The sequence below is a fragment of the Pseudomonas sp. NPDC089392 genome, from assembly GCF_044749595.1.
In the GTDB taxonomy this organism is placed as follows: Bacteria; Pseudomonadota; Gammaproteobacteria; order Pseudomonadales; family Pseudomonadaceae; genus Aquipseudomonas.
Map to the genome: position 1 here is coordinate 16,155 of NZ_JBIVIF010000022.1, position 19,219 is coordinate 35,373.

Genomic DNA, 19,219 nt, shown 5'->3' on the forward strand with positions numbered 1-19,219 from the left:
CCGGCGCGGCGGGGGCCGGCCGCCGGGGGGGGGGGGGGCCCCCCGCCCCCCCCCCCCCCCCCCCCCGCGCCCCCCCCCCCCCCCCCCCCCCCCCCCCCCCCCCCCCCCCCCCCCCCCCCCCCCCCCCCCCACCCACGACCGCGCAATGCCCGCTGTGGGATCAGGCGAAGACGAAATACTTGCGCACGGTCTCGACCACTTCCCAGGTACCTTTCATCCCCGGTTCGATCACGAACACATCACCCGCTTTCAGGTGCTTTGGCTCTTCGCCTTCCGGGGTGATGATGCAGTAGCCATCGAGGAAGTGGCAGAACTCCCACTTCTCGTAATTGACCTCGAACTTGCCCGGGGTGCAGATCCAGGTGCCCATGATCTTGCTGCCGTCGGCCGACAGGTAGGCGTTGAGGTTGACGGTGTGCGGATCGCCGCCGATGCGCTTCCACTTGGTGGCGTCCACGACCGGCGTCGGGCAGGTTTCGCGCAGGACGGTGATGAAATCGGACATGGCACAACTCCTGGTGACTGGCTGAATGACTCGTCACCATAGGGCCATTGGCCGAGCCGCAGTTGCCTGGGCTCGACGTCCAGCTGCCTGCCCGCGCTATGCCCACCAATACCGCACAAAATGGAAGAACACGGGTGCTGCAAAGCACACCGAGTCCATGCGGTCGAGCATGCCGCCATGGCCTTCGATCATGTGCCCCCAGTCCTTCACCCCGCGGTCGCGCTTGATCGCCGACATCACCAGCCCGCCGAAAAAGCCCATGGCGTTGACGGCCAGTGCCATCAGCGCGGCCTGCCAGAAGGTGAACGGGGTAATCCAGCACAGCATGGCGCCGATCAGGGTGGCCAGCGCCACGCCGCCAGCCAGGCCTTCGATGGTCTTGGACGGCGACAGGTTGGGCGCCACCTTGTGTTTGCCGAACAACTTGCCGCATACGTACTGCAGCACGTCGCTGAGCTGCACCACCATGATCAGCCAGGCAATCAGCAACAGGTTGCGCCCCTCGTACCCCGGGATGTCCAGGGTCATCAAGGCTGGCACCGAGGACACGCAGTACACCGCAATCATCAACCCCCACTGCACTTTCGAGGCGCGTTCGAGAAAGCGCGTGGTGTCGCCGCCAAAGCTGGCCAGGATCGGCAGCAGCAGGAACAGGTACACCGGGATGAAGATAGTGAACAGCCCGTACCAGTCCATGGCAATCAGCACGTACTGTACGGGTAGCGCCACGTAGAACGCCGCCACCAGTGCCGGGTAGTCGCTGCGCCGGGTCGGGGTGAGGGTCATGAACTCGCGCAGGGCGTAGAACGACACGCCGTAGAACAGCACGATCACGCCGTACTTGCCGAACAGGAAGGCGATGCCGATTACCAGCACCATTACCCACCAGGCGTTGATGCGGGCGTTGAGGTTGTCGATCACCGCGTGCGGCGCGGGGCCCGCGCGCCATTTGAGCAGGCGGCCGATTACGCTGGCGAGCAGCAACAAGGCGCCGATGCCGGCGAACAGGGAAAGGGTGTTGTCGTCCATGTCAGGCATCCTTCGGGGCCAGGTTCAGCAGGGCCTGGCTGGCCCGCTCGAGAAACGCCTGCTTGCTCTCATCGGCCTGCAGGCGCAGGGGTTCGCCAAAGCTCAGCGTGCATAGCAACGGCAAGGGCAGGGCGCGGCCCTTTGGCATCACCCGGTTGAGGTTGGCGATCCACACGGGCACCAGTTCGACTTCAGGGTTGGCTGCCGCCAGGTGATACAACCCGCTCCTGAACGGCATCAACGGTTCGTCGCCCAGGTTGCGCGTGCCCTCTGGGAAGAAGATCAGCGAGTCGCCCTGGGCCACGGCGTCGAGGATCGGCTGCAGCGGGCTGCCCTGGCCTTCGCTGCGTTGCCGGTCGATCAGCACGCCATTGAATACCTTGCGAATGAGGAAATCGCGCAGGCCCGGTTTGGCCCAGTAATCGGCGCCGGCCACCGGGCGGGTGCGCTTGCGCAGTGGCTGCGGCAGCGACGCCCACAGCAGTACGAAGTCACCGTGGCTGCTGTGATTGGCGAAGTACAGGCGTTGCACCGGCAGCGGTGTGCAACCCAGCCACAGGGCGCGGGCGCCGGTGATCAGGCGGGCGGCGGAAGTGATGAGGTAGGCCGTAAGGTTGGCGAGCATGGATTGGTAGTCATCCCTTGAAAGGCAGCATCAGCAGGGTAGCCAAGGCCAGCGTCAGCTGCAGGCCCAGGCAAACTGCCTGGCGGCGCAACAGGCCCAATGCGGCCTGGCTGCGGGCAGGCCAGGTGCGGGAGTCTGCAGCCTGTGGTTTGAGTTTCAGTTCGAGCAAAGCACGGTCCAGGGCCTGGGTGTCTGCTGCCAGGTCGCTGCTATCGGCGAGGCGGGCAAACAGTTTGGCATCCACGGCCACACGGATGGCCCAATACTTGTGCAGCACGCCGAGCACCAGCAGCACACTGCACAGCAGGCTGGCCAGCGGTTGCAGCGGGGCACCCAGCAAAGGCGCCAGGCCGTAGGCCAGGGCCAGCAGGGTGAGGCCGTCTGAAAGGCGTTCCAGCTGTTTGCCACAGCCCAGCAGGCTGGCCACCACCAGCAGGTTCATGGTTGTGCACCAAGCTGTTGCAGGGCCTGGCGGTGCGCGCTGTGCAGGACAATGCCGGGGCGGGCCTTGCGCAGCAGCGTTTCGGCCTGTTGCGCGTCAGCGCAGCGGCCTGTGAGCACCAGCCAGGCGGCTACGGCGCTGGCGCTGCGCGAATAGCCCAAGGCGCAGCAGACCAGTACGGGGCCTTGGGAGCGCAGTCTTTCGATGGCGATGGCGGCCTGGTGCAGCAGGGTGCTGTCCGGGACTATCAGGTCCAGTGTGGGGAAACACGCGTAGCCAACAGCTGACGCGGCCTGTGTAGGAGCGGCCTTGTGTCGCGAAAGGGGCGCGAAGCGGCCCCAGATTTTCAGCTTCGCTGCAGAAATTGCCGGGGCTGCTGTGCAGCCCTTTCGCGACACAAGGCCGCTCCTACAAAGGCCCGCGCCGTCCTGAACATTGCACGGTAGCTCTGCACACAAATCGACGATCGCAGCGAATTGCGTACAACGCCCAGGAATCCGCCCCAGATAAACGCCTTCACACACTTCGTCCGCCTGCGGATGGCGCCTGGTCCATAAGCGCGAGTTTGCCCATGCCGCCAACAAGTACGGTGCCAACAGCCAGCTGGCTGCATTCGACAAGTGCCCATCGGCGCCTTTCTGAAACCCGCCTGGGCCGAACACGCCATAGTTAAGCGCCACCAATACCAGCGACACGGCCGGCCAGGCCAACCACAACCAGGCGCCGCCCAACACAACGGCAGGCACTGCGCACAGCAGTGCGCCCACTGCATAACACAACGCCACCCGCCAGCGCTTGGCATCACGCGCAAGACGTGCCTGTTGCCAGGGTAGCCGCCCCCGATGCGGCCACAGCCAGACACAGACAAACCCCGCCAGTGCCCCTGTCGGCACGTCGATGAAATGGTGCTGCCAGGTGGTCAATACCGACACCCCGATCAGCGCCATCCAGCCATGCATCAGCCAACGCCAGGGCTGGCGTTGCACATGCCGGGCAAACATCGTCCAGATGATCACCAGCAGGGCAATATGCAGCGAAGGTGCCTGATTGAACGGTTTGTCGAAGCCCATCAGCACATCGAACAACCAGCCGAATACACCACCCAGCTCTGGTCGCTCGAAGGTAAAGCGCAGCGGCCAGAGCAGGAAGCCACTGACGCAGATTACCTGTGCGCTGAGCAACGCCAGCGCGTGGCGGTCCATCTCCTGGCGCGTGCGCGGCAGCAGGAAGGACAGGCCGTAAAGCAGGTCGATCGACCAGTACGGGATGATTGTCCAGGGCCATAGCGGCATGCCGCGTTCCCAGCCGAACACCAGGCTGCCAACATCACTGCGCCCGGCCGTGTAATTGTTCGCCAGCCCATAGCTGAGGAAAAACAACGGCCCCAGCACCAGCAGCCAGAACACCCCCCTGCGGATCAGCCCAGGTTCGCGAGCGGGGCTCATTCAGCGCACCCGTTGTGCCAGGCTGACACTGAAAATGCCCCATTGATCGATGCGCTGGGCCAGCTTGCGGAAACCCGCAGCCTCTACCAGCTGGTCCATCTCGGCCTGGCTGCGGCGGCGCATCACCCAGGCCTCGCCGCCGCGGTGGCTGGTGAGGGCACGGGCGATCATCTCCAGTTGCGGGTGCCACGGTTGGCCGGTGTAGACCAGGAAGCTGCCATCTTCCACTGCGTCAGCCAGGCCAGCCAGTGAGTTGCCCACCAGCTGGTTGCTGGCGAACAGTTCGTACAGGCCCGAGACCACGGCCAGGGTTGGCGGCTGATCCAGCGTGGCCAGGCTCTGGCGGTCGAAGGCATCGCCTTGGACAAAGCGCGCGATATCGGCCAGGCCCTTTTCGGCGATCAGCGTGCTGCCTTGTTGCACGTTCAGCTCGCTGTAGTCGCGCAGCAGGATCGAGTCTGGCAATTGCTCAAGGTCCTGCAGGGCCTCAAGGATGTAGCGGCCATGGCCGGCGGCGATATCGACGATGTGCACTGGCCGTTGCTGTTCGCTCAGGCGGGCGATGGCCAGGCGCAACAGCTCTTCGACATGCAGTTTACGCTGGCGGATGCCGCGCCAGCCGATGGCGTCGAGGTAGTTCCGGTCGACCAGGCGGCCCAGCTTGCCCTTGCCGGTCGGCTGGTTGCGGTACACGTAGTCGAGGGTGCTGCCCGAATCGAAACCCGTGTCGAAGCCCAGCTTCACGCCCTCCGACAAACCCTTGCCCAGGCGCAGGCTGGCACGGGTGGCGCGCCAGTAAAGGTCACGCGGCGAGTGGCGCGGCAACGGCGCGGCCAGGCTTTCGGCTTCGGCGCAGCTGGCGCCGGTCTTGTCGGCATCAAGCAGTGACGGCACGGCGGGGCTGGCGAAGCAGTGTTCGACAAACCGCTCGATGCGCCGCAGGGCATGCGCCCGATCGCGCTCGCCGAGGGTGTCGTGGAAGAACCCGGGCAAGGTGTGCATTTCCTTGCGTGCGCTGCCCAGCCGTTCGAAAAAGCGCTCCTGTGGCTGGCGTTCGACCACCAGGTCGGCACCGGACACCAGCAATTGGGTCGGCACCTGAATGGCCTGGGCATCTGCCACCACGCGGTCGGCGGCTTCGTACAGGCCCAGCAGCATGGTCACCGAAATCGGCTGGCTGATCAGCGGGTCGGCCACATACGACATCACCCGCTCAGGGTCGTGGGTGAGCAGGCGCGGCTTGACGTAGCTGTTGACGAAAAAGTTGCCGCGCAGGGCCTTCAGCAGCTTCAGGCCGGTACGGGCGAACGGCACGTACAGTTTGACCTTGAATGCCGGCGAGGCCAGCACCATGCAGCGCACCTTGGGTGCGTAGTCGTGTGCCCAGGTGGCGACCAGCACGGCACCCACGCTCTGTGCCAGTACTACCAGGTCCTGTTCGGCGATGCCGTGTTGCGCCTGGATGTGTTCGATGAAGGTCTGCACGTCGCGCACGCTGGTGGCGAACCCCGGGCTGTCGCCGCGTGCGCCCGGCGACTGGCCATGGCCGCGGGCATCCCAGGCGAAGAAGTCATAGCCTGGCATGTCCAGCTCATCGGCCAGGTGGGCCATGCGCCCGCCATGTTCGTGGCCTCGATGAAACATCACCACGGCCCGGCGTGGCGGGTACTCGTTGCGGGTGGCAGGCCAATGACGGTAGTGCAGCTCGACACCGTCATGGGTGGAGAAGTGCAGCGCTTGCGCTTGGCGCATGGTCAACGTCCTTTTGCGTCGGCTGTAGGCTTAGCGGGTTTCGGCCAGCCCCTGGCGAACCCGGTTGTAGAGGGTATAGAGCGAGAGCGCGAGGATGACCAGCAACAGGCCGTTGATCCAGGCACCATTGAGCAGGCCAAAGGCGACGCCGGCGCCCAGCACACCGAAGGCAAAGGCCCGGTCGCTCTTGCCCATGGGGCCGTCATAGCGCCGCGAGGCACCGGCCAGCGGGCCCATGACCCCGGCGTATTCGCTGAACGTGGCGCACAGCACCAGCAGCACCACCAGCGTAGGTGAAACACCAGGTAGCAGGGCGAAGGGCAGGTACAGGGCGGCGTCGGCGATCACGTCGCAGAGTTCGTTGAGGTAGGCGCCGAGGGTGGATTGTTGGCCGAATTCACGAGCCAGCATGCCGTCGACAGCGTTCAGGGCCATGCGCAGCAGCATCCACACTGGCACCAGGATGAACAGCCAGGTGACGTGCGGCAGGGCGGCCAGCAGCAGGCCCAGCAGGGCAGACACCACGGCGGCGGCGACAGTGACCTGGTTGGCGGTGACACCGCGGTCATGCAGGCGTTTCACTGCGGGGCGCAGCAAGGCTTGAAAGCGCGGTTTTAGCTGGTAGATCGATGCCACTGGAAAATCCTTTTTCGTGGGCCGCTATGGCGCCATTGTGTGTGAGCCCGTGTTCGCGGGTAAACCCGCTCCCACAGGTATAGCGTCAATCCAGGAAATACTGATTACCCTGTGGGAGCGGGTTTACCCGCGAACACGGGCGAAGCCCGTGCCATCCGCCCAGCGTCAGCCGGTGAGGGCGGTTACCAGCCCGGCGGCATAGCCCGGCAGGGCCGTAAAATCCCGAGCACACAGCAGCAACCGGCGGTTGGCCCATGGTTCCTCCAGCGCCACCCAGTGCAATGGCAACAACCCTTGCCAACGTTTCACCGCAGCCAACGGCACCACCCCGACCCCGGCCCCGCCCGCGACCATGCGCATCACCCCGTCAAACCCCTCGGCCCGCACCCGAACCCGCATGCGCTGCCCCTCGCGCAGTGCCTGCTCTTCCAGGTACAACGCCAATGCACTGGTAGCCCCCAGCCCGACATAGCCGTGGGCCAGGCTGTCGATGAAGCTGGGCGCGAGCGCGCTGGCCAGCGGGTGGCCCAGTGGCGTTATCAGCACCAGTGGGTCGTCGCGAAACGGCCGTGTCTGCAGGTGCTCGCTGGGGGCGGCGGTCGAGACGATGCCCAGGTCGGCCATGCCCTGGGTAATCGCCTGAACGATGCGCAAGCTTGGCAGCTCTTGCACATCCACGCTGACCCCAGGGTGTGCAGCCAAGTAGCTGGCCAGCAGCTCCGGCAAGTACTCGGTGAGCGCTGCGGTGTTGCATAGCAGGCGCACCTGGCCTTGCTGCCCCTGCGCGTACTGGCCCAGGTCGAACAGCAGCCGCTCGACCTGCTGCGATATCACGCGGGCATGCTGTAGCAGCGCCTGGCCGGCCGGGGTTGGCTGTACACCACGGCGGTTACGTGCCAGCAAGGGGATGCCGAGCGATGCTTCCATGGCGCGAATGCGCGCACTGGCCGCCGGCAGCGACAGATGGCTGCGGCTGGCGCCGGCGGTGATGTTGCCGCACTCCAGGGTGTGCTGGAACAGTCTGAGGTCGATCAAGTCGAAATGCATCTGGCTCTGTCCTGACAAGAGTCAGGCTGAGTATATGGCAGATTTTCAGCTCGGCCGGTGCACGCCATCATCGGCCCATGAATACCTTGCTCGTTTTCTACCAGAACATAGGCCCAGCACTGACATTGCTGGTGATACTGACCTTTCTGCTGGCGGGGGCCGTAAAGGGGGTGATCGGCCTCGGCCTGCCGACCATTGCCATGGGCCTGCTGGGCCTGGCTATGCCACCGGCGCAGGCAGCGGCACTGCTGATCGTGCCCTCGACATTGACCAACCTGTGGCAGCTCGCCAACGGTGGACACCTGCGCGAGTTGCTGGTGCGCCTGGGACCGATGCTGGCGATGATCTTCGTGGGTACCTTGCTGGGCAGCGCCTGGCTGGGGATCAACAGTGGTTCGTGGGCCGTGCACGCGCTGGGTGCGGCGTTGCTGGTGTATGCGTTGTACGGGCTGGCGGGCCCGGGCTTGCACCTGGCGCCGGGGCACGAACGCTGGCTGGGGCCGGTTTGCGGCCTGGTGACTGGCGTGGTCACGGCGGCGACCGGGGTGTTCGTGATACCGGCGGTGCCTTACCTGCAGAGCCTGGGCTTGAGCCGTGAACAGCTGATCCAGGCCCTGGGCCTGTCGTTCACGGTGTCGACGCTGGCGTTGGCCGTTGGCCTGGCCGGGCAGGATGCCCTGGGTGGCCAGGCGCTGGGGGCTTCGCTGCTGATGCTGGCGCCGGCCTTGCTTGGCATGCTGGCCGGCCAGTGGCTGCGTCAGCGCATCAGCGCGCTGCTGTTCAAGCGTTGCTTCTTCATCGGCCTGGCCGCGCTCGGCGGCCATTTGCTGATCAACGGTTAGCCGATGAGGCGCTGAGCATGTCAATCATCTGGATATCGAAGTCGCGCTCCAGGTAGTCCATGCGTTTTTCAAAGAACGCGGCCATGTGCGGCAGGGCCGAATGCACATCCAGCGCGGCCTTGTCGGCCCACACTTCGAAGAACACGAACAGGCTCGGGTCCTGCTTGTCGCGCAGCATGTGGTACTCGATACAGCCCGGCTCCTGGCGGCTTGGCTCGACGTAGGGGCGGAACAGGGTCTCGAACGCATCAGCCATTTCCGGGCGGGTCTTGGCTTTGAGGATGAAGGCGAACTGCTTACTCATGGGGCGCTACTCGGTGATGGAAGGTGAACCGATTCTACGGCAATAATGTGCTGCTTATTCGTGACTTCAGGTCAATTGTATTTTGCCCCAACGCTGCTGTATTCCGCGCCCGCGAGCCTCTAACCTGCGGCCTGAATTTGACCGCGAGGCCCGCATGAAGAAGATCCTTTTGCTCAACGGTGGTAAACAGTTCGCTCACTCCGATGGTCGCCTCAACGCGACCTTGCACGAAGCGGCCATCGCTCATCTGGACCGGGCCGGTTTCGATGTGCGCCAGACCTTCATCGACGGCGGCTATGACGCCCTGGATGAAGTGGAGAAGTTCCTGTGGGCCGATGTGGTGATCTACCAGATGCCCGGCTGGTGGATGGGCGCGCCGTGGACCGTGAAGAAGTACGTCGACGATGTGTTCACCGCCGGCCATGGCAGCCTGTATGCCAACGACGGCCGCACCCGTTCCGACCACTCGCAGAAGTACGGCAGCGGTGGCTTGGTACATGGCAAACAGTACATGCTGTCGCTGACCTGGAACGCGCCGCAGCAGGCGTTCGATGACCCGACGGACTTCTTTGAGGGCAAGGGCGTGGATGCGGTGTACTTTCCGTTCCACAAGGCTAACCAGTTCCTTGGCATGACCGGGCTACCTACGTTCCTGGCGGTGGATGTGATGAAGCGGCCGGATGTGCCAGCGGCGTTGGCGGCTTATGAGGCGCATTTGAACAAGGTGTTTGGCAGGGCACAATAAGCTTTTGCCTGTTCTGGCCTCTTCGCGGGTAAACCCGCTCCTACAACAACCTGTGTAGGAGCGGGTTTACCCGCGAAGAGGCCCGTACAGGCACCACTGGACTTGGCATCGACAAGCGGCTATCTAATCTCTGCAGAGACCACCACAGGCCCAGATGTGAAAACCCGATCCGAAGAACTCCAGGTATTCGTCGCCGTCATCGATTGCGGCTCGATCTCCGCCGCCGCCGAGCAGATGGGCCAGACCCCATCAGCCGTCAGCCGCACCCTGTCGCGCCTGGAGGGCAAGCTGGGCACAACGCTGGTCAACCGCACCACCCGGCGCATGGACCTGACTGAAGAGGGCCGGTTCTTCCTTGAGCGCTCGCGGCTGATCCTGGAACAGATGGACGAGATGGAAGAGCGCCTGTCGATGAACCGCCAGACCCCCACCGGGCGCCTGCGCATCAACGCCGCTGCGCCGTTCATGCTGCATGCCATCCTGCCGTGGATCGGCGAGTTCCGCCGCCAGTACCCAGGCATCGAGCTGGAGCTGAACACCGACGACCTGATCATCGACCTGCTGGAGCAGAGCACCGACGTGGCCATTCGCATCGGTGAGCTGGCCGACTCCAGCCTGCACGCCCGCAACCTGGGATGCAGCCCGGTGCAAGTGCTGGCCAGCCCGGCTTACCTGGAGCAGCACGGCACGCCGCAACGGGTCGAGGATCTGAACAGTCACTGCCTGCTCGGCTTCAGCCAGCCCGAGTCGCTCAACCATTGGCCGCTGCGCCATGCCCAGGGCGACCGCTGGAGCATCCGCCCGGCATTGATCGCCTCCAGCGGCGAGACCCTGCGCCAGCTGGCGCTGGCCGGCGAGGGCATCGTCAGCCTGTCGCACTTCATGACCCACGAGGACATCCGCGCCGGGCGCCTGCAGGTACTGCTGAGCGAGGCCAACAATGGCTACCGCCAGCCGATCCACGCCGTGTACTACCGCAACACCCAGTTGGCACTGCGCATCCAGTGCTTCCTCGATTTCATCCAGCGCAAGCTGGCGATGTACGCCTGCTGAGACCGCGGCAGGTCTGCGTTGGCGTAGGGGAGGGCTTTGCCCTCCGATCGCGACACAAGGCCGCTCCTACAGGTGACCGCGATCTCCTGTAGGAGCGGCCTTGCGTCGCGATAGGGCCGCAAAGCGGCCCCAGGGGCTTCAGGTCAGACGCGGAACTGGCTGACCAGCGTCTGCAGCTGCCCCCCCAGCCGCGCCAGCTCCACGCTGGACGCCGCCGTCTCGTCACTGGCCGCAGCCGTCTGCTCCGACACATCGCGCACATTCAGGATGCTGCGGCTGATCTCCTCAGCTACCGCACTCTGCTGCTCCGCCGCAGCGGCAATCTGCTGGTTCATCGACTGGATGCCCGACACCGTGCTGGTAATGCTCTCCAACGATGCCCCGGCCTTGCGCGCCAGCTCGACACTGCTGTCGGTCAGGGTACGGCTGCCCTGCATGGCGCTCGCCACCTGCTGGGTACCGTGCTGCAGGCTGGCGATCAGCTCTTCGATTTCTTCGGTGGACTTCTGCGTGCGCTGGGCCAGGCCGCGCACTTCGTCGGCGACCACGGCAAAGCCCCGCCCGGCCTCACCGGCACGCGCGGCTTCGATCGCTGCGTTAAGGGCCAGCAGGTTGGTCTGTTCGGCCACCGACTTGATCACGTCCATCACGCTGCCGATCTTCTGGCTTTCCTGCTGCAGCAGGTTCATGGCCTCGGTGGAACGGTGCATCTCCTCGGCCAGGCGCTCGATCTGGCCAATCGCCTCGCCCACCACGCGGTCGCCGGCGCGGGCTTCGTCATCGGCACCGGTGGCGGCATGCGAGGCCTGCTCGGCATTGCGTGCCACTTCCTGAACGGTTGCGGCCATCTCGTGCATGGCGGTGGCCACCTGGTCAGTCTCGACCTTCTGGCTGTTGGCACCGGCGCTGGTCTGTTCGGTGACTGCCGACAGCTCTTCGGCGGCGCTGGCGATCTGGGTAACGCCATCGCGGATGCCGCTGATCAGCTCGCGCAGGGTAGTGCCCATGCGCGCGATGCCTTGCTGCAGCACGCCCAGCTCGTCGCGGCGGGTAACACGCAGGTGCTGGGTGAGGTCGCCGCTGGCGATCTTTTCCACCGCTACCAGGGTGTCGTGCAGCGGGCGGGTGATCTGCCGGGTGATCAGCACTGCCGCCAGCACGCCGACCAGTAGTGCCAACAACGTGGCGATGGCCTGCAGGCTGCGGGCTTGGGTGCTTTCGATGTCGCGACGTTCCAGCTGGATCTGGTACAGCGCATCGCTGCGCTTGACGATGTCGGCACCTTGCACGGTCATTTCGGCGCGTGAAGTGGTGATGTTGGCGACCGCGTCGCGGAACTGGCGCACGGCCTCACGGTAGGCCAGTACCGAACCTTCGAACTGTTGCAGGCGTGCGTCTTCGGCGGGCAGCTGGCGTTTGAGGTTGTCGATTTCGGCCAAGGCCGCGTCCAGCTGGCGCAGGGCGGCCTGCTCGTTGGCGGCGCTGTTGTCGGCAATGTAGCCGCGCACGTCGATGCGCACTTGCAGCAGTTGCTGGCGGGCCTTGCTGATCAGCTGGTACTGGGCCAGGCGCACGCTGTCGGCTTCGGGGCGCGCCATCACTTCCTGGCTGAGGGCGTCCATGGCCTGGTCGGCACGGGTGGCCGAGCTGTCCATGGCAGCGCGCGCGGTGCGGCTGGCGTCGTAGCCCTGGCGCATCTTGTTCAGCGACAGCTTGTAGGCGCTGATGGTCTCGCCCAGCTCACCCAGCAGCTTGACGTTGTCCGGGCTCTTGAAGGTGCTGGCCAGGTAGGCCTGCTGCTTGCCGAAAGCGTCCAGCTTGGCCTGGGTATTGGCTGCTGCGGTATCGTCGCCATTGGCGATCATGTACTGCAGGCGCGCAATACGCAGGTCGGTAAGGTCTTTGTTCAGCTGGCCGATATCGCCCATCCAGTTGCTGCGGTCGATCAGGCTGCCCAGGCTGGTCCAGCCGGTCAGGGCCAGCAGGCCGGTAAGGATCAGCACCAGGCCGAAGCCCAGGCCGAGTTTGAGGTTGACGCTGATGTTGGCGAACCAGCTGTTCATGCACGCTCTCCAGAAGTTGTTTTCGCTCTCTTGATCTTCGATCGCCAGGCGTTGTTGTTCTGGATGCCCGCTGACTCGTGCAGGGGTTATCGGCAATGATGGGGGAAGCTGAAACGCTTTTTCAGCAAAAGACGTATATGCGGTTTTTTTGTAGGAGCGGCCTTGTGTCGCGAAAGGGCCGCGAAGCGGCCCCAGGATTTCAGCGCTGATGCAACTATTGCTGGGGCCGCTTTGCGGCCCTTTCGCGACACAAGGCCGCTCCTACACTGACCGCGCCAGCCTGTTGGGCGAAGTGTCAGAGGTTGCGCGCACTGAAGGTATCGCAGCGGTTTACTTCACCCTCGGCAAACCCGGTTTTGAACCAGCGCACCCGCTGCGCCGAGGTGCCATGGGTGAACGAGTCCGGCACCACGCGCCCGCGGCCTTGCTGCTGCAAGCGGTCATCGCCAATGGCATTGGCTGCGTTCAGCGCTTCCTCGACGTCACCCGGCTCCAGCCAGTTCAGGCGCTTCTGCGCCTGGTAGGCCCATACCCCGGCCAGGCAGTCGGCCTGCAGTTCCTGGCGCACCAGCAGGCCATTGTCGCCCTCCATGCGCTGGCCGTTGCGGCGGGCTGCATCGACCTTGGCCGAAACACCTAGCAGGGTCTGCACGTGGTGGCCGATTTCGTGGGCGATCACATAGGCCTGGGCAAAGTCGCCGGCGGCGGCGAAGCGGGTTTCCATTTCGCGGAAGAACGACATGTCCAGGTAGACCCGCTGGTCCGCCGGGCAGTAGAACGGGCCCACCGCCGCCGAGGCAAAGCCGCAGGCCGAATTGACCTGGCCGCTGAATAGCACCAGTTTCGGGTCGCGGTACTGCTTGCCGGCTTCGGCGAACAGGGCCTTCCAGGTGTCTTCGGTGTCACCCAGGATCGAGGCGACGAATTCGGCCTGTTGGTCATTGGCCGGCGGCGCCTTGCCGCCTGCACCGCTGGGGGCCGTTTGCTGTTGCTGCTGTTCCATCTGGCCGGTGAGCTGGCCAAGAATCTGCAACGGGTCCTGCCCGGTAAGCCAGCCGATGCCGACAATCAGCAGAATCGCCCCGAGCCCCAGCCCCTTGCCGCCGCCGAAACGCATGCCGCCGCCACCGCCACCTTCGCCTCGGGCATCGACCACGTTGTCGCTGCGCCGGCCTTTTCGCCATTCCATGAATGCTCTCCGGAGCGTGAAACAAGAAGACAAAGATTAGTTCACGAAAGCGGCAGGTGTCAGGCCAAGGTGTTAATCCATAACCATTTGGTTATTGGTGAAGTGCTCGATTTCAATATTCATCGCGCGCGACCTGCCTGAAACTGTATGTAGGAGCGGGCTTGCCCGCGAATGGGCTTTAAAGAAGCCCCCCTGCGCATCTCCATAATTCCAAGAGAGGAAACCGGCATGCCCGCTCAGGACAACAGCCGCTTCGTGATCCGTGATCGCAACTGGCACCCGAAAGCCCTTACGCCTGACTACAAGACGTCCATTGCCCGCTCGCCGCGCCAGGCACTGGTCAGCATTCCGCAGTCGATCAGCGAAACCACTGGCCCCGACTTTTCCCACCTGGGCTTTGGCGCCCACGACCATGACCTGCTGCTGAACTTCAACAACGGTGGCCTGCCAATCGGCGAGCGCATCATTGTTGCCGGCCGCGTCGTCGACCAGTACGGCAAGCCTGTGCCCAACACCCTGGTGGAAATGTGGCAGGCCAACGCCGGCGGCCGCTATCGCCACAAGAACGACCGCTACCTGGCACCGCTGGACCCGAACTTCGGTGGCGTGGGCCGCTGCCTGACCGACCGCGACGGCTACTACAGCTTCCGCACCATCAAGCCGGGCCCGTACCCATGGCGCAACGGCCCGAACGATTGGCGCCCGGCGCACATCCACTTCGCCATCAGCGGCCCGTCGATCGCAACCAAGCTGATCACCCAGCTGTACTTCGAGGGTGACCCGCTGATCCCGATGTGCCCGATCGTCAAGTCGATCGCCAACCCTGAAGCCGTGCAGCAGTTGATCGCCAAGCTCGACATGAGCAACGCCAACCCGATGGACTGCCTGGCCTACCGCTTCGACATCGTGCTGCGCGGCCAGCGCAAGACCCACTTCGAAAACTGCTGAGGACCCCGCCATGCCAATCGAACTGCTGCCGGAAACCCCTTCGCAGACTGCCGGCCCTTACGTGCACATCGGCCTGGCCCTGGAAGCGGCCGGCAACCCGACCCGTGACCAGGAAATCTGGAATCGCCTGGCCAAGCCAGACGCGCCGGGTGAGCACATCCTGTTGATCGGCCAGGTATACGACGGTAATGGCCACCTGGTGCGTGACTCGTTCCTGGAAGTGTGGCAAGCCGACGCCAATGGCGAGTACCAGGATGCCTACAACCTGGAAAACGCCTTCAACAGCTTTGGCCGTACTGCGACAACATTCGATGCTGGTGAGTGGACCCTGCACACGGTCAAGCCGGGTGTGGTGAACAACGCTGCTGGCGTGCCGATGGCGCCGCACATCAACATCAGCCTGTTTGCCCGGGGCATCAACATTCACCTGCACACGCGGTTGTATTTCGATGATGAGGCCCAGGCCAACGCCAAGTGCCCGGTACTCAACCTGATCGAGCAGCCGCAGCGTCGTGAGACCCTGATTGCCAAGCGTTGCGAAGTGGATGGGAAGACGGCGTATCGCTTTGATATCCGTATTCAGGGGGAAGGGGAGACGGTGTTCTTCGACTTCTGAGTGAAGCCTGGGGCCGCTTTGCGGCCCATTCGCGGGGCAAGCCCGCTCCCACAAGGTGCAGCAGTACCTGTGGGAGCGGGCTTGCCCCGCGAATGCTTTAACGCCGAACCAGCAACACCCCACTCTCCATATGGTGGGTATACGGGAACTGGTCAAACAACGCACACCGCTCGATGCGGTGGGTGTCCTGCAACTGGGCAATGTTCGCCGCCAGTGTCTCCGGGTTGCACGAGATGTACAGGATCCGCTCGAAACGCCGGGTCAGCTCGCAGGTATCCGGGTCCATCCCCGCCCGCGGTGGGTCGACAAACACCGTACCAAACGCGTAGCTCTTCAGGTCGATGCCTTCCAGGCGGCGGAACGGTCGCACGTCATTCAGCGCCTGGGTCAGCTCCTCTGCCGACAACCGCACCAGCCGCACGTTATCCACAGCGTTCTCGTCGAGGTTGCTCAGTGCAGCATTGACCGACGTCTTGCTGATCTCGGTCGCCAGCACCTGGCGCACGCGGGTAGCCAGTGGCAGGGTGAAGTTGCCGTTGCCGCAATACAGCTCCAGCAGGTCGTCGTCACGCTCGCCAATCGCCTCGAAAGCCCAGCTCAGCATCTTCTGGTTCACCGCGCCGTTGGGCTGGGTGAACGCACCCTCCGGCTGGCGATAGCTGAATACGCGGCCTGCTACGTCGAGTTTTTCCACCGCATAGTCACGGCCGATTACCAGGCGCTTGCCTTTGGAACGGCCAATCACGCTCACGCTCAATTCTTCGGCCAGCTGCCGCGCAGCCACTTCCCAGGCCTCGTCCAGCGGGCGGTGGTAGCACATCGTGATCATGGCATCGCCGGCCAGGGTGGTGAGGAATTCCACCTGGAACAGGCGGTTGCCCAGTTCCTCGCTGCCCTGCCAGGCCGCCTTCAGGCGCGGCATCAGTTCGTTGATGCGCTGGCTGGCAATGGGGAAGTCGTCGATCAGGATCGCCTTGTGCTTCTCGCCCGGGGCGAACATGGCGTAGTGGCGCTGGCCATCCTCACGCCACAGGCGGAACTCGGCGCGCAGGCGGTAATGCTCGCGCGGCGAGTCGAAAACAGCCGGCTCCGGCGCGCCAAACGGCGCCAGCAGCTCGCGCAGCCGGGCCACCTTGGCGTCCAGCTGGGTGGCGTAGGAGGAGGGGTCGAAAGCAGCACTCATGCGTTGAACCAGCCCAACTTGATGACAAACAGGATGGAAAGGATCACCAGGGCCGGGTTCAGGTCGCGGTGGCGGCCAGAGATCAGCTTGACGGCAGTCCAGGAGATGAAGCCGAAGGCGATGCCGTTGGCGATCGAGTAGGTCAGCGGCATGGCCAGGGCGGTCACCACCACCGGTGCGGCTTCGGTGACGTCGTCCCAGTTTATTTCCGCCAGGCCCGAGGCCATCAGTACCGCGACGAACAGCAGCGCCGGGGCGGTGGCGAAGGCCGGCACGCTACCGGCCAGCGGGGCGAAGAACAGTGCCAACAGGAACAGGATGGCGACCACGATGGCGGTCAGGCCGGTGCGGCCACCGGCGCTCACGCCCGCGGCAGATTCGATGTAGCTGGTGGTGGTCGAGGTGCCCAGCAGCGAGCCGGCCATGGCGGCGGTACTGTCGGCGATCAGCGCACGGCCCATCTTCGGCATGTGGCCGTCCTTGCCCATCAGCCCGGCGCGCTTGGCCACGCCAATCAGGGTGCCGGAGTTGTCGAACAGGTCGACGAACAGGAAGGCGAAGATCACGCTGACCAGGCCCACGTCCAGCGCGCCGGCGATGTCCAGCTGCAGGAAGGTCGGCGCCAACGATGGTGGCATGGAGACAATGCCGCCAAATGGCGTCACACCCATCACGATCGAGGCGATGGTCACCGCCAGGATGCCGATCAGCACGGCGCCGCGCACTTTCAGCGACTCCAGGCCAACGATCAGGAAGAAGCCCAGGGTGGCGAGGATCGGTGCCGGCTGCTTGAGGTCGCCCAGGCCCACCAGGGTGGCCGGGTTATCGACGACGATGCCTGCGTTATGCAGGGCGATCAGCGCCAGGAACAGGCCGATACCGGCAGCAATCGCCGAACGCAGCGGCAGCGGGATGCTGTTCACGATCCATTCGCGGATACGGAAGATCGACAGCAGGAAGAACATCACCGCCGACAGGAACACCGCACCCAGCGCCACCTGCCAGGTGTGGCCCATGTGCAGCACCACGGTGTAGGTGAAGAACGCGTTCAGGCCCATGCCCGGTGCCAGGGCGATCGGGTAGTTGGCGATCAGGCCCATGGTGGTGGAGCCAATGGCCGCCGCCAGGCAGGTGGCGACGAAGATCGCGCCCTTGTCCATGCCGGTCTCACCGAGGATGCTCGGGTTGACGAACAGGATGTAGGCCATGGCCAGGAAGGTGGTGACGCCCGCAAGAATCTCGGTGCGCACGTTGGTGTTGTGTGCTCTTAGTTGAAACAGCCTTTCCAGCATGCCCGCTCCCCAAGGCGCCCCCGGCGCCATGAATATATCGACCCCATCAGCAAAGCACAGACCGTACCGGTTGCCGTGGTTTTGTGTGGGGCGGAAAAAAGCCGCGCATCATACCAGCATGGTTGGCGGGGGCCTATGGCCGTTGGGGAATGGGTTCGCTATAGCCTGTGCCGGCCTCTTCGCGGGTAAACCCGCTCCTACAAGTAACCCGCCGCCCTCAGGCCTTGCGCAATCCCTGTAGGAGCGGGTTCACCCGCGAAGAGGCCGGCACAGGCAACCGATCAACCGTTATGCAACCGATCCCGCTTGGCCAGCGTAGGGAACAGTTTTATCCACACCCCAGTCACCACCAAGGTGCCCACCCCACCCATCACCACCGCCGGCACCGTACCAAACCAGTGCGCCGTCACCCCCGATTCGAACTCACCGAGCTGGTTCGAGGCCCCAATGAACAGCCCGTTCACCGCGCTCACCCGCCCGCGCATTTCATCCGGCGTCTCCAACTGCACGAAGGCACCGCGAATGACCATGCTGATCATGTCTGCCGCACCCAGCACCACCAGCACCGCCAGCGAGAACCAGAACGAGGTCGACAGGCCGAAGGCGATGGTCGCCACGCCAAAAATGCCCACTGCGGTGAACATGGTGCGCCCGACGTTGCGCTCGAACGGGAAGCGCGCCAGCCACAGCGACATCAGCAACGCCCCCACCGCTGGTGCCGAGCGCAGCAGGCCCAGGCCCAGGGGGCCGGTCAGCAGGATGTCCTTGGCGAACACCGGCAGCAGCGCAGTGGCCCCGCCCAGCAGCACGGCGAACAGGTCCAGCGAGATGGCGCCGAGGATGTCGGGGCGGCTGCGAATGAAGCGGATGCCGGCCAGCAGCGACTCGATGCTGGCGCGCCCGCGCTGCACGACCTGGCCGCGCGCCTGCAGGCTCAGGGTCAGTACGCAGGCAATGGCGTACAGGGCCACGGTGGGGCCATACACCCAGATGCTGCCGAAGGCATAGAGGAAACCGCCCACCGCCGGTGCCACGATGGTCGCTGTCTGGGTGGCCGACGCCGAAGCCGCCACTGCCCGCGGGAACAGCCCGGACGGCACCACGTTGGGCAGCAGCGCCTGGGTGGCCGGCATTTCGAATGAGCGCGTGGCGCCAAGCAGGAAGGCCAGGGCGAAGATCAGCTCGCGGGTGACGTTGTCGGTGGCGCTGCCCACTGCCAGCGCCAGGGCAATCAGCCCTTGCAAACTTTGGCACAGGGCGGCGACCTTGCGCCGGTCATAGCGGTCGGCCACATGCCCGGTGTGCAGCATGAACAGCACGCGCGGGGCGAATTCGACCAGGCCGACCAGACCCAGGTCCAGCACATTGCCGGTCAACTGGTAGAGGTGCCAGCCAATGGCCACGGTGAGCATCTGGAAGCCGCTGGCGGTGAATACACGGGCCAGCCAGAAGGCCAGGAAAGGGCGGTGGTGACGCAACAACTGCGGTGCGGATTCGGACATC

19 protein-coding genes are annotated in these 19,219 nt (G+C 64.6%); 5 read left to right on the forward strand and 14 right to left on the reverse strand.

Annotated features, from left to right (window positions below; translation table 11 throughout):
• Window positions 1-160: 160 nt before the first annotated feature.
• The 8 genes from ACIP1G_RS18585 to ACIP1G_RS18620 all read right to left on the reverse strand — a co-directional run bounded on the left by ACIP1G_RS18585 (window position 161) and on the right by ACIP1G_RS18620 (window position 7,481).
• Window positions 161-505, reverse strand: a complete 345-nt coding sequence (locus ACIP1G_RS18585; protein ID WP_003258412.1) for a cupin domain-containing protein — start codon at window positions 503-505, stop codon at window positions 161-163.
• A 96-nt stretch (window positions 506-601) separates the two neighbouring features.
• Window positions 602-1,534 (reverse strand): phosphatidate cytidylyltransferase, encoded by a 933-nt coding sequence (locus ACIP1G_RS18590; RefSeq protein ID WP_400739690.1) that lies wholly within the window; start codon window positions 1,532-1,534, stop codon window positions 602-604.
• Between the two features lies 1 nt (window position 1,535).
• Complete coding sequence (locus tag ACIP1G_RS18595) at window positions 1,536-2,159, reverse strand: lysophospholipid acyltransferase family protein (protein WP_400739692.1); 624 nt, start codon at window positions 2,157-2,159, stop codon at window positions 1,536-1,538.
• Window positions 2,160-2,169: 10 nt separating this feature from the next.
• Complete coding sequence (locus ACIP1G_RS18600) at window positions 2,170-2,601, reverse strand: hypothetical protein (RefSeq protein ID WP_400739694.1); 432 nt, start codon at window positions 2,599-2,601, stop codon at window positions 2,170-2,172.
• The gene (locus ACIP1G_RS18605; RefSeq protein ID WP_400739695.1) at window positions 2,598-4,046 is read right to left on the reverse strand and encodes a serine/threonine protein phosphatase; all 1,449 of its coding nucleotides are present in this window, start codon (window positions 4,044-4,046) and stop codon (window positions 2,598-2,600) included. The genes ACIP1G_RS18600 and ACIP1G_RS18605 overlap by 4 nt, the downstream gene beginning before the upstream one ends.
• Window positions 4,047-5,798 (reverse strand): bifunctional alpha/beta hydrolase/class I SAM-dependent methyltransferase, encoded by a 1,752-nt coding sequence (locus tag ACIP1G_RS18610; protein ID WP_400739697.1) that lies wholly within the window; start codon window positions 5,796-5,798, stop codon window positions 4,047-4,049.
• A gap of 30 nt (window positions 5,799-5,828) precedes the next feature.
• Window positions 5,829-6,434 carry a CDP-alcohol phosphatidyltransferase family protein gene (locus tag ACIP1G_RS18615; RefSeq protein WP_400739699.1) on the reverse strand — a complete coding sequence of 202 codons (606 nt, stop codon included), beginning with the start codon at window positions 6,432-6,434 and terminating at the stop codon, window positions 5,829-5,831.
• A gap of 165 nt (window positions 6,435-6,599) precedes the next feature.
• Window positions 6,600-7,481 carry a LysR substrate-binding domain-containing protein gene (locus tag ACIP1G_RS18620; protein ID WP_400739701.1) on the reverse strand — a complete coding sequence of 294 codons (882 nt, stop codon included), beginning with the start codon at window positions 7,479-7,481 and terminating at the stop codon, window positions 6,600-6,602.
• A 77-nt stretch (window positions 7,482-7,558) separates the two neighbouring features.
• On the opposite strand from ACIP1G_RS18620, the gene ACIP1G_RS18625 reads away from it, so the two are divergent.
• On the forward strand, window positions 7,559-8,323 hold the full coding sequence (locus ACIP1G_RS18625) for a sulfite exporter TauE/SafE family protein (protein ID WP_400739702.1): 765 nt from the start codon (window positions 7,559-7,561) through the stop codon (window positions 8,321-8,323).
• Here the strand turns inward: ACIP1G_RS18625 and ACIP1G_RS18630 are convergent.
• Window positions 8,313-8,627 carry a putative quinol monooxygenase gene (locus ACIP1G_RS18630; protein WP_400739704.1) on the reverse strand — a complete coding sequence of 105 codons (315 nt, stop codon included), beginning with the start codon at window positions 8,625-8,627 and terminating at the stop codon, window positions 8,313-8,315. The two genes, ACIP1G_RS18625 and ACIP1G_RS18630, sit on opposite strands and share 11 nt — an antisense overlap.
• Before the next feature lie 154 nt (window positions 8,628-8,781).
• Here ACIP1G_RS18630 and ACIP1G_RS18635 point away from each other — a divergent pair, with 154 nt between their 5' ends.
• Both ACIP1G_RS18635 and ACIP1G_RS18640 read left to right on the forward strand, forming a co-directional pair.
• A complete protein-coding gene (locus tag ACIP1G_RS18635) occupies window positions 8,782-9,372 on the forward strand; it encodes an NAD(P)H-dependent oxidoreductase (RefSeq protein ID WP_400739705.1) in 591 nt (196 codons plus the stop codon).
• 156 nt (window positions 9,373-9,528) lie between these two features.
• Window positions 9,529-10,425 (forward strand): LysR family transcriptional regulator, encoded by an 897-nt coding sequence (locus ACIP1G_RS18640; protein WP_400739706.1) that lies wholly within the window; start codon window positions 9,529-9,531, stop codon window positions 10,423-10,425.
• A gap of 143 nt (window positions 10,426-10,568) precedes the next feature.
• Here the strand turns inward: ACIP1G_RS18640 and ACIP1G_RS18645 are convergent, their stop codons facing one another.
• Window positions 10,569-12,488, reverse strand: coding sequence for a methyl-accepting chemotaxis protein (locus tag ACIP1G_RS18645; RefSeq protein WP_400739708.1), 1,920 nt, complete (start codon window positions 12,486-12,488; stop codon window positions 10,569-10,571).
• Window positions 12,489-12,783: 295 nt separating this feature from the next.
• Window positions 12,784-13,677: a neutral zinc metallopeptidase gene (locus tag ACIP1G_RS18650; protein WP_400739710.1), complete on the reverse strand. Its 894-nt coding sequence runs from the start codon at window positions 13,675-13,677 to the stop codon at window positions 12,784-12,786.
• Window positions 13,678-13,905: 228 nt separating this feature from the next.
• Between ACIP1G_RS18650 and pcaH the strand changes: the two genes are divergently transcribed.
• Together pcaH and pcaG are read left to right on the forward strand one after the other, a co-directional pair.
• Window positions 13,906-14,625, forward strand: a complete 720-nt coding sequence (gene pcaH / locus ACIP1G_RS18655; RefSeq protein WP_051100860.1) for a protocatechuate 3,4-dioxygenase subunit beta — start codon at window positions 13,906-13,908, stop codon at window positions 14,623-14,625.
• 10 nt (window positions 14,626-14,635) lie between these two features.
• On the forward strand, window positions 14,636-15,241 hold the full coding sequence (pcaG, locus tag ACIP1G_RS18660) for a protocatechuate 3,4-dioxygenase subunit alpha (protein WP_012274187.1): 606 nt from the start codon (window positions 14,636-14,638) through the stop codon (window positions 15,239-15,241).
• 97 nt (window positions 15,242-15,338) lie between these two features.
• Here the strand turns inward: pcaG and trmA are convergent, their stop codons facing one another.
• The 3 genes from trmA to ACIP1G_RS18675 form a co-directional block, all read right to left on the reverse strand.
• Entirely contained in the window at window positions 15,339-16,424 is a 1,086-nt protein-coding gene (gene trmA, locus ACIP1G_RS18665; RefSeq protein ID WP_400739712.1) for a tRNA (uridine(54)-C5)-methyltransferase TrmA, read from the reverse strand.
• Window positions 16,421-17,716, reverse strand: coding sequence for an NCS2 family permease (locus ACIP1G_RS18670; RefSeq protein WP_400739714.1), 1,296 nt, complete (start codon window positions 17,714-17,716; stop codon window positions 16,421-16,423). Before ACIP1G_RS18670 ends, trmA begins: the two co-directional genes overlap by 4 nt.
• Window positions 17,717-17,997: 281 nt before the next feature.
• Complete coding sequence (locus ACIP1G_RS18675; protein ID WP_400739716.1) at window positions 17,998-19,218, reverse strand: MFS transporter; 1,221 nt, start codon at window positions 19,216-19,218, stop codon at window positions 17,998-18,000.
• Window position 19,219 lies beyond the last annotated feature (1 nt).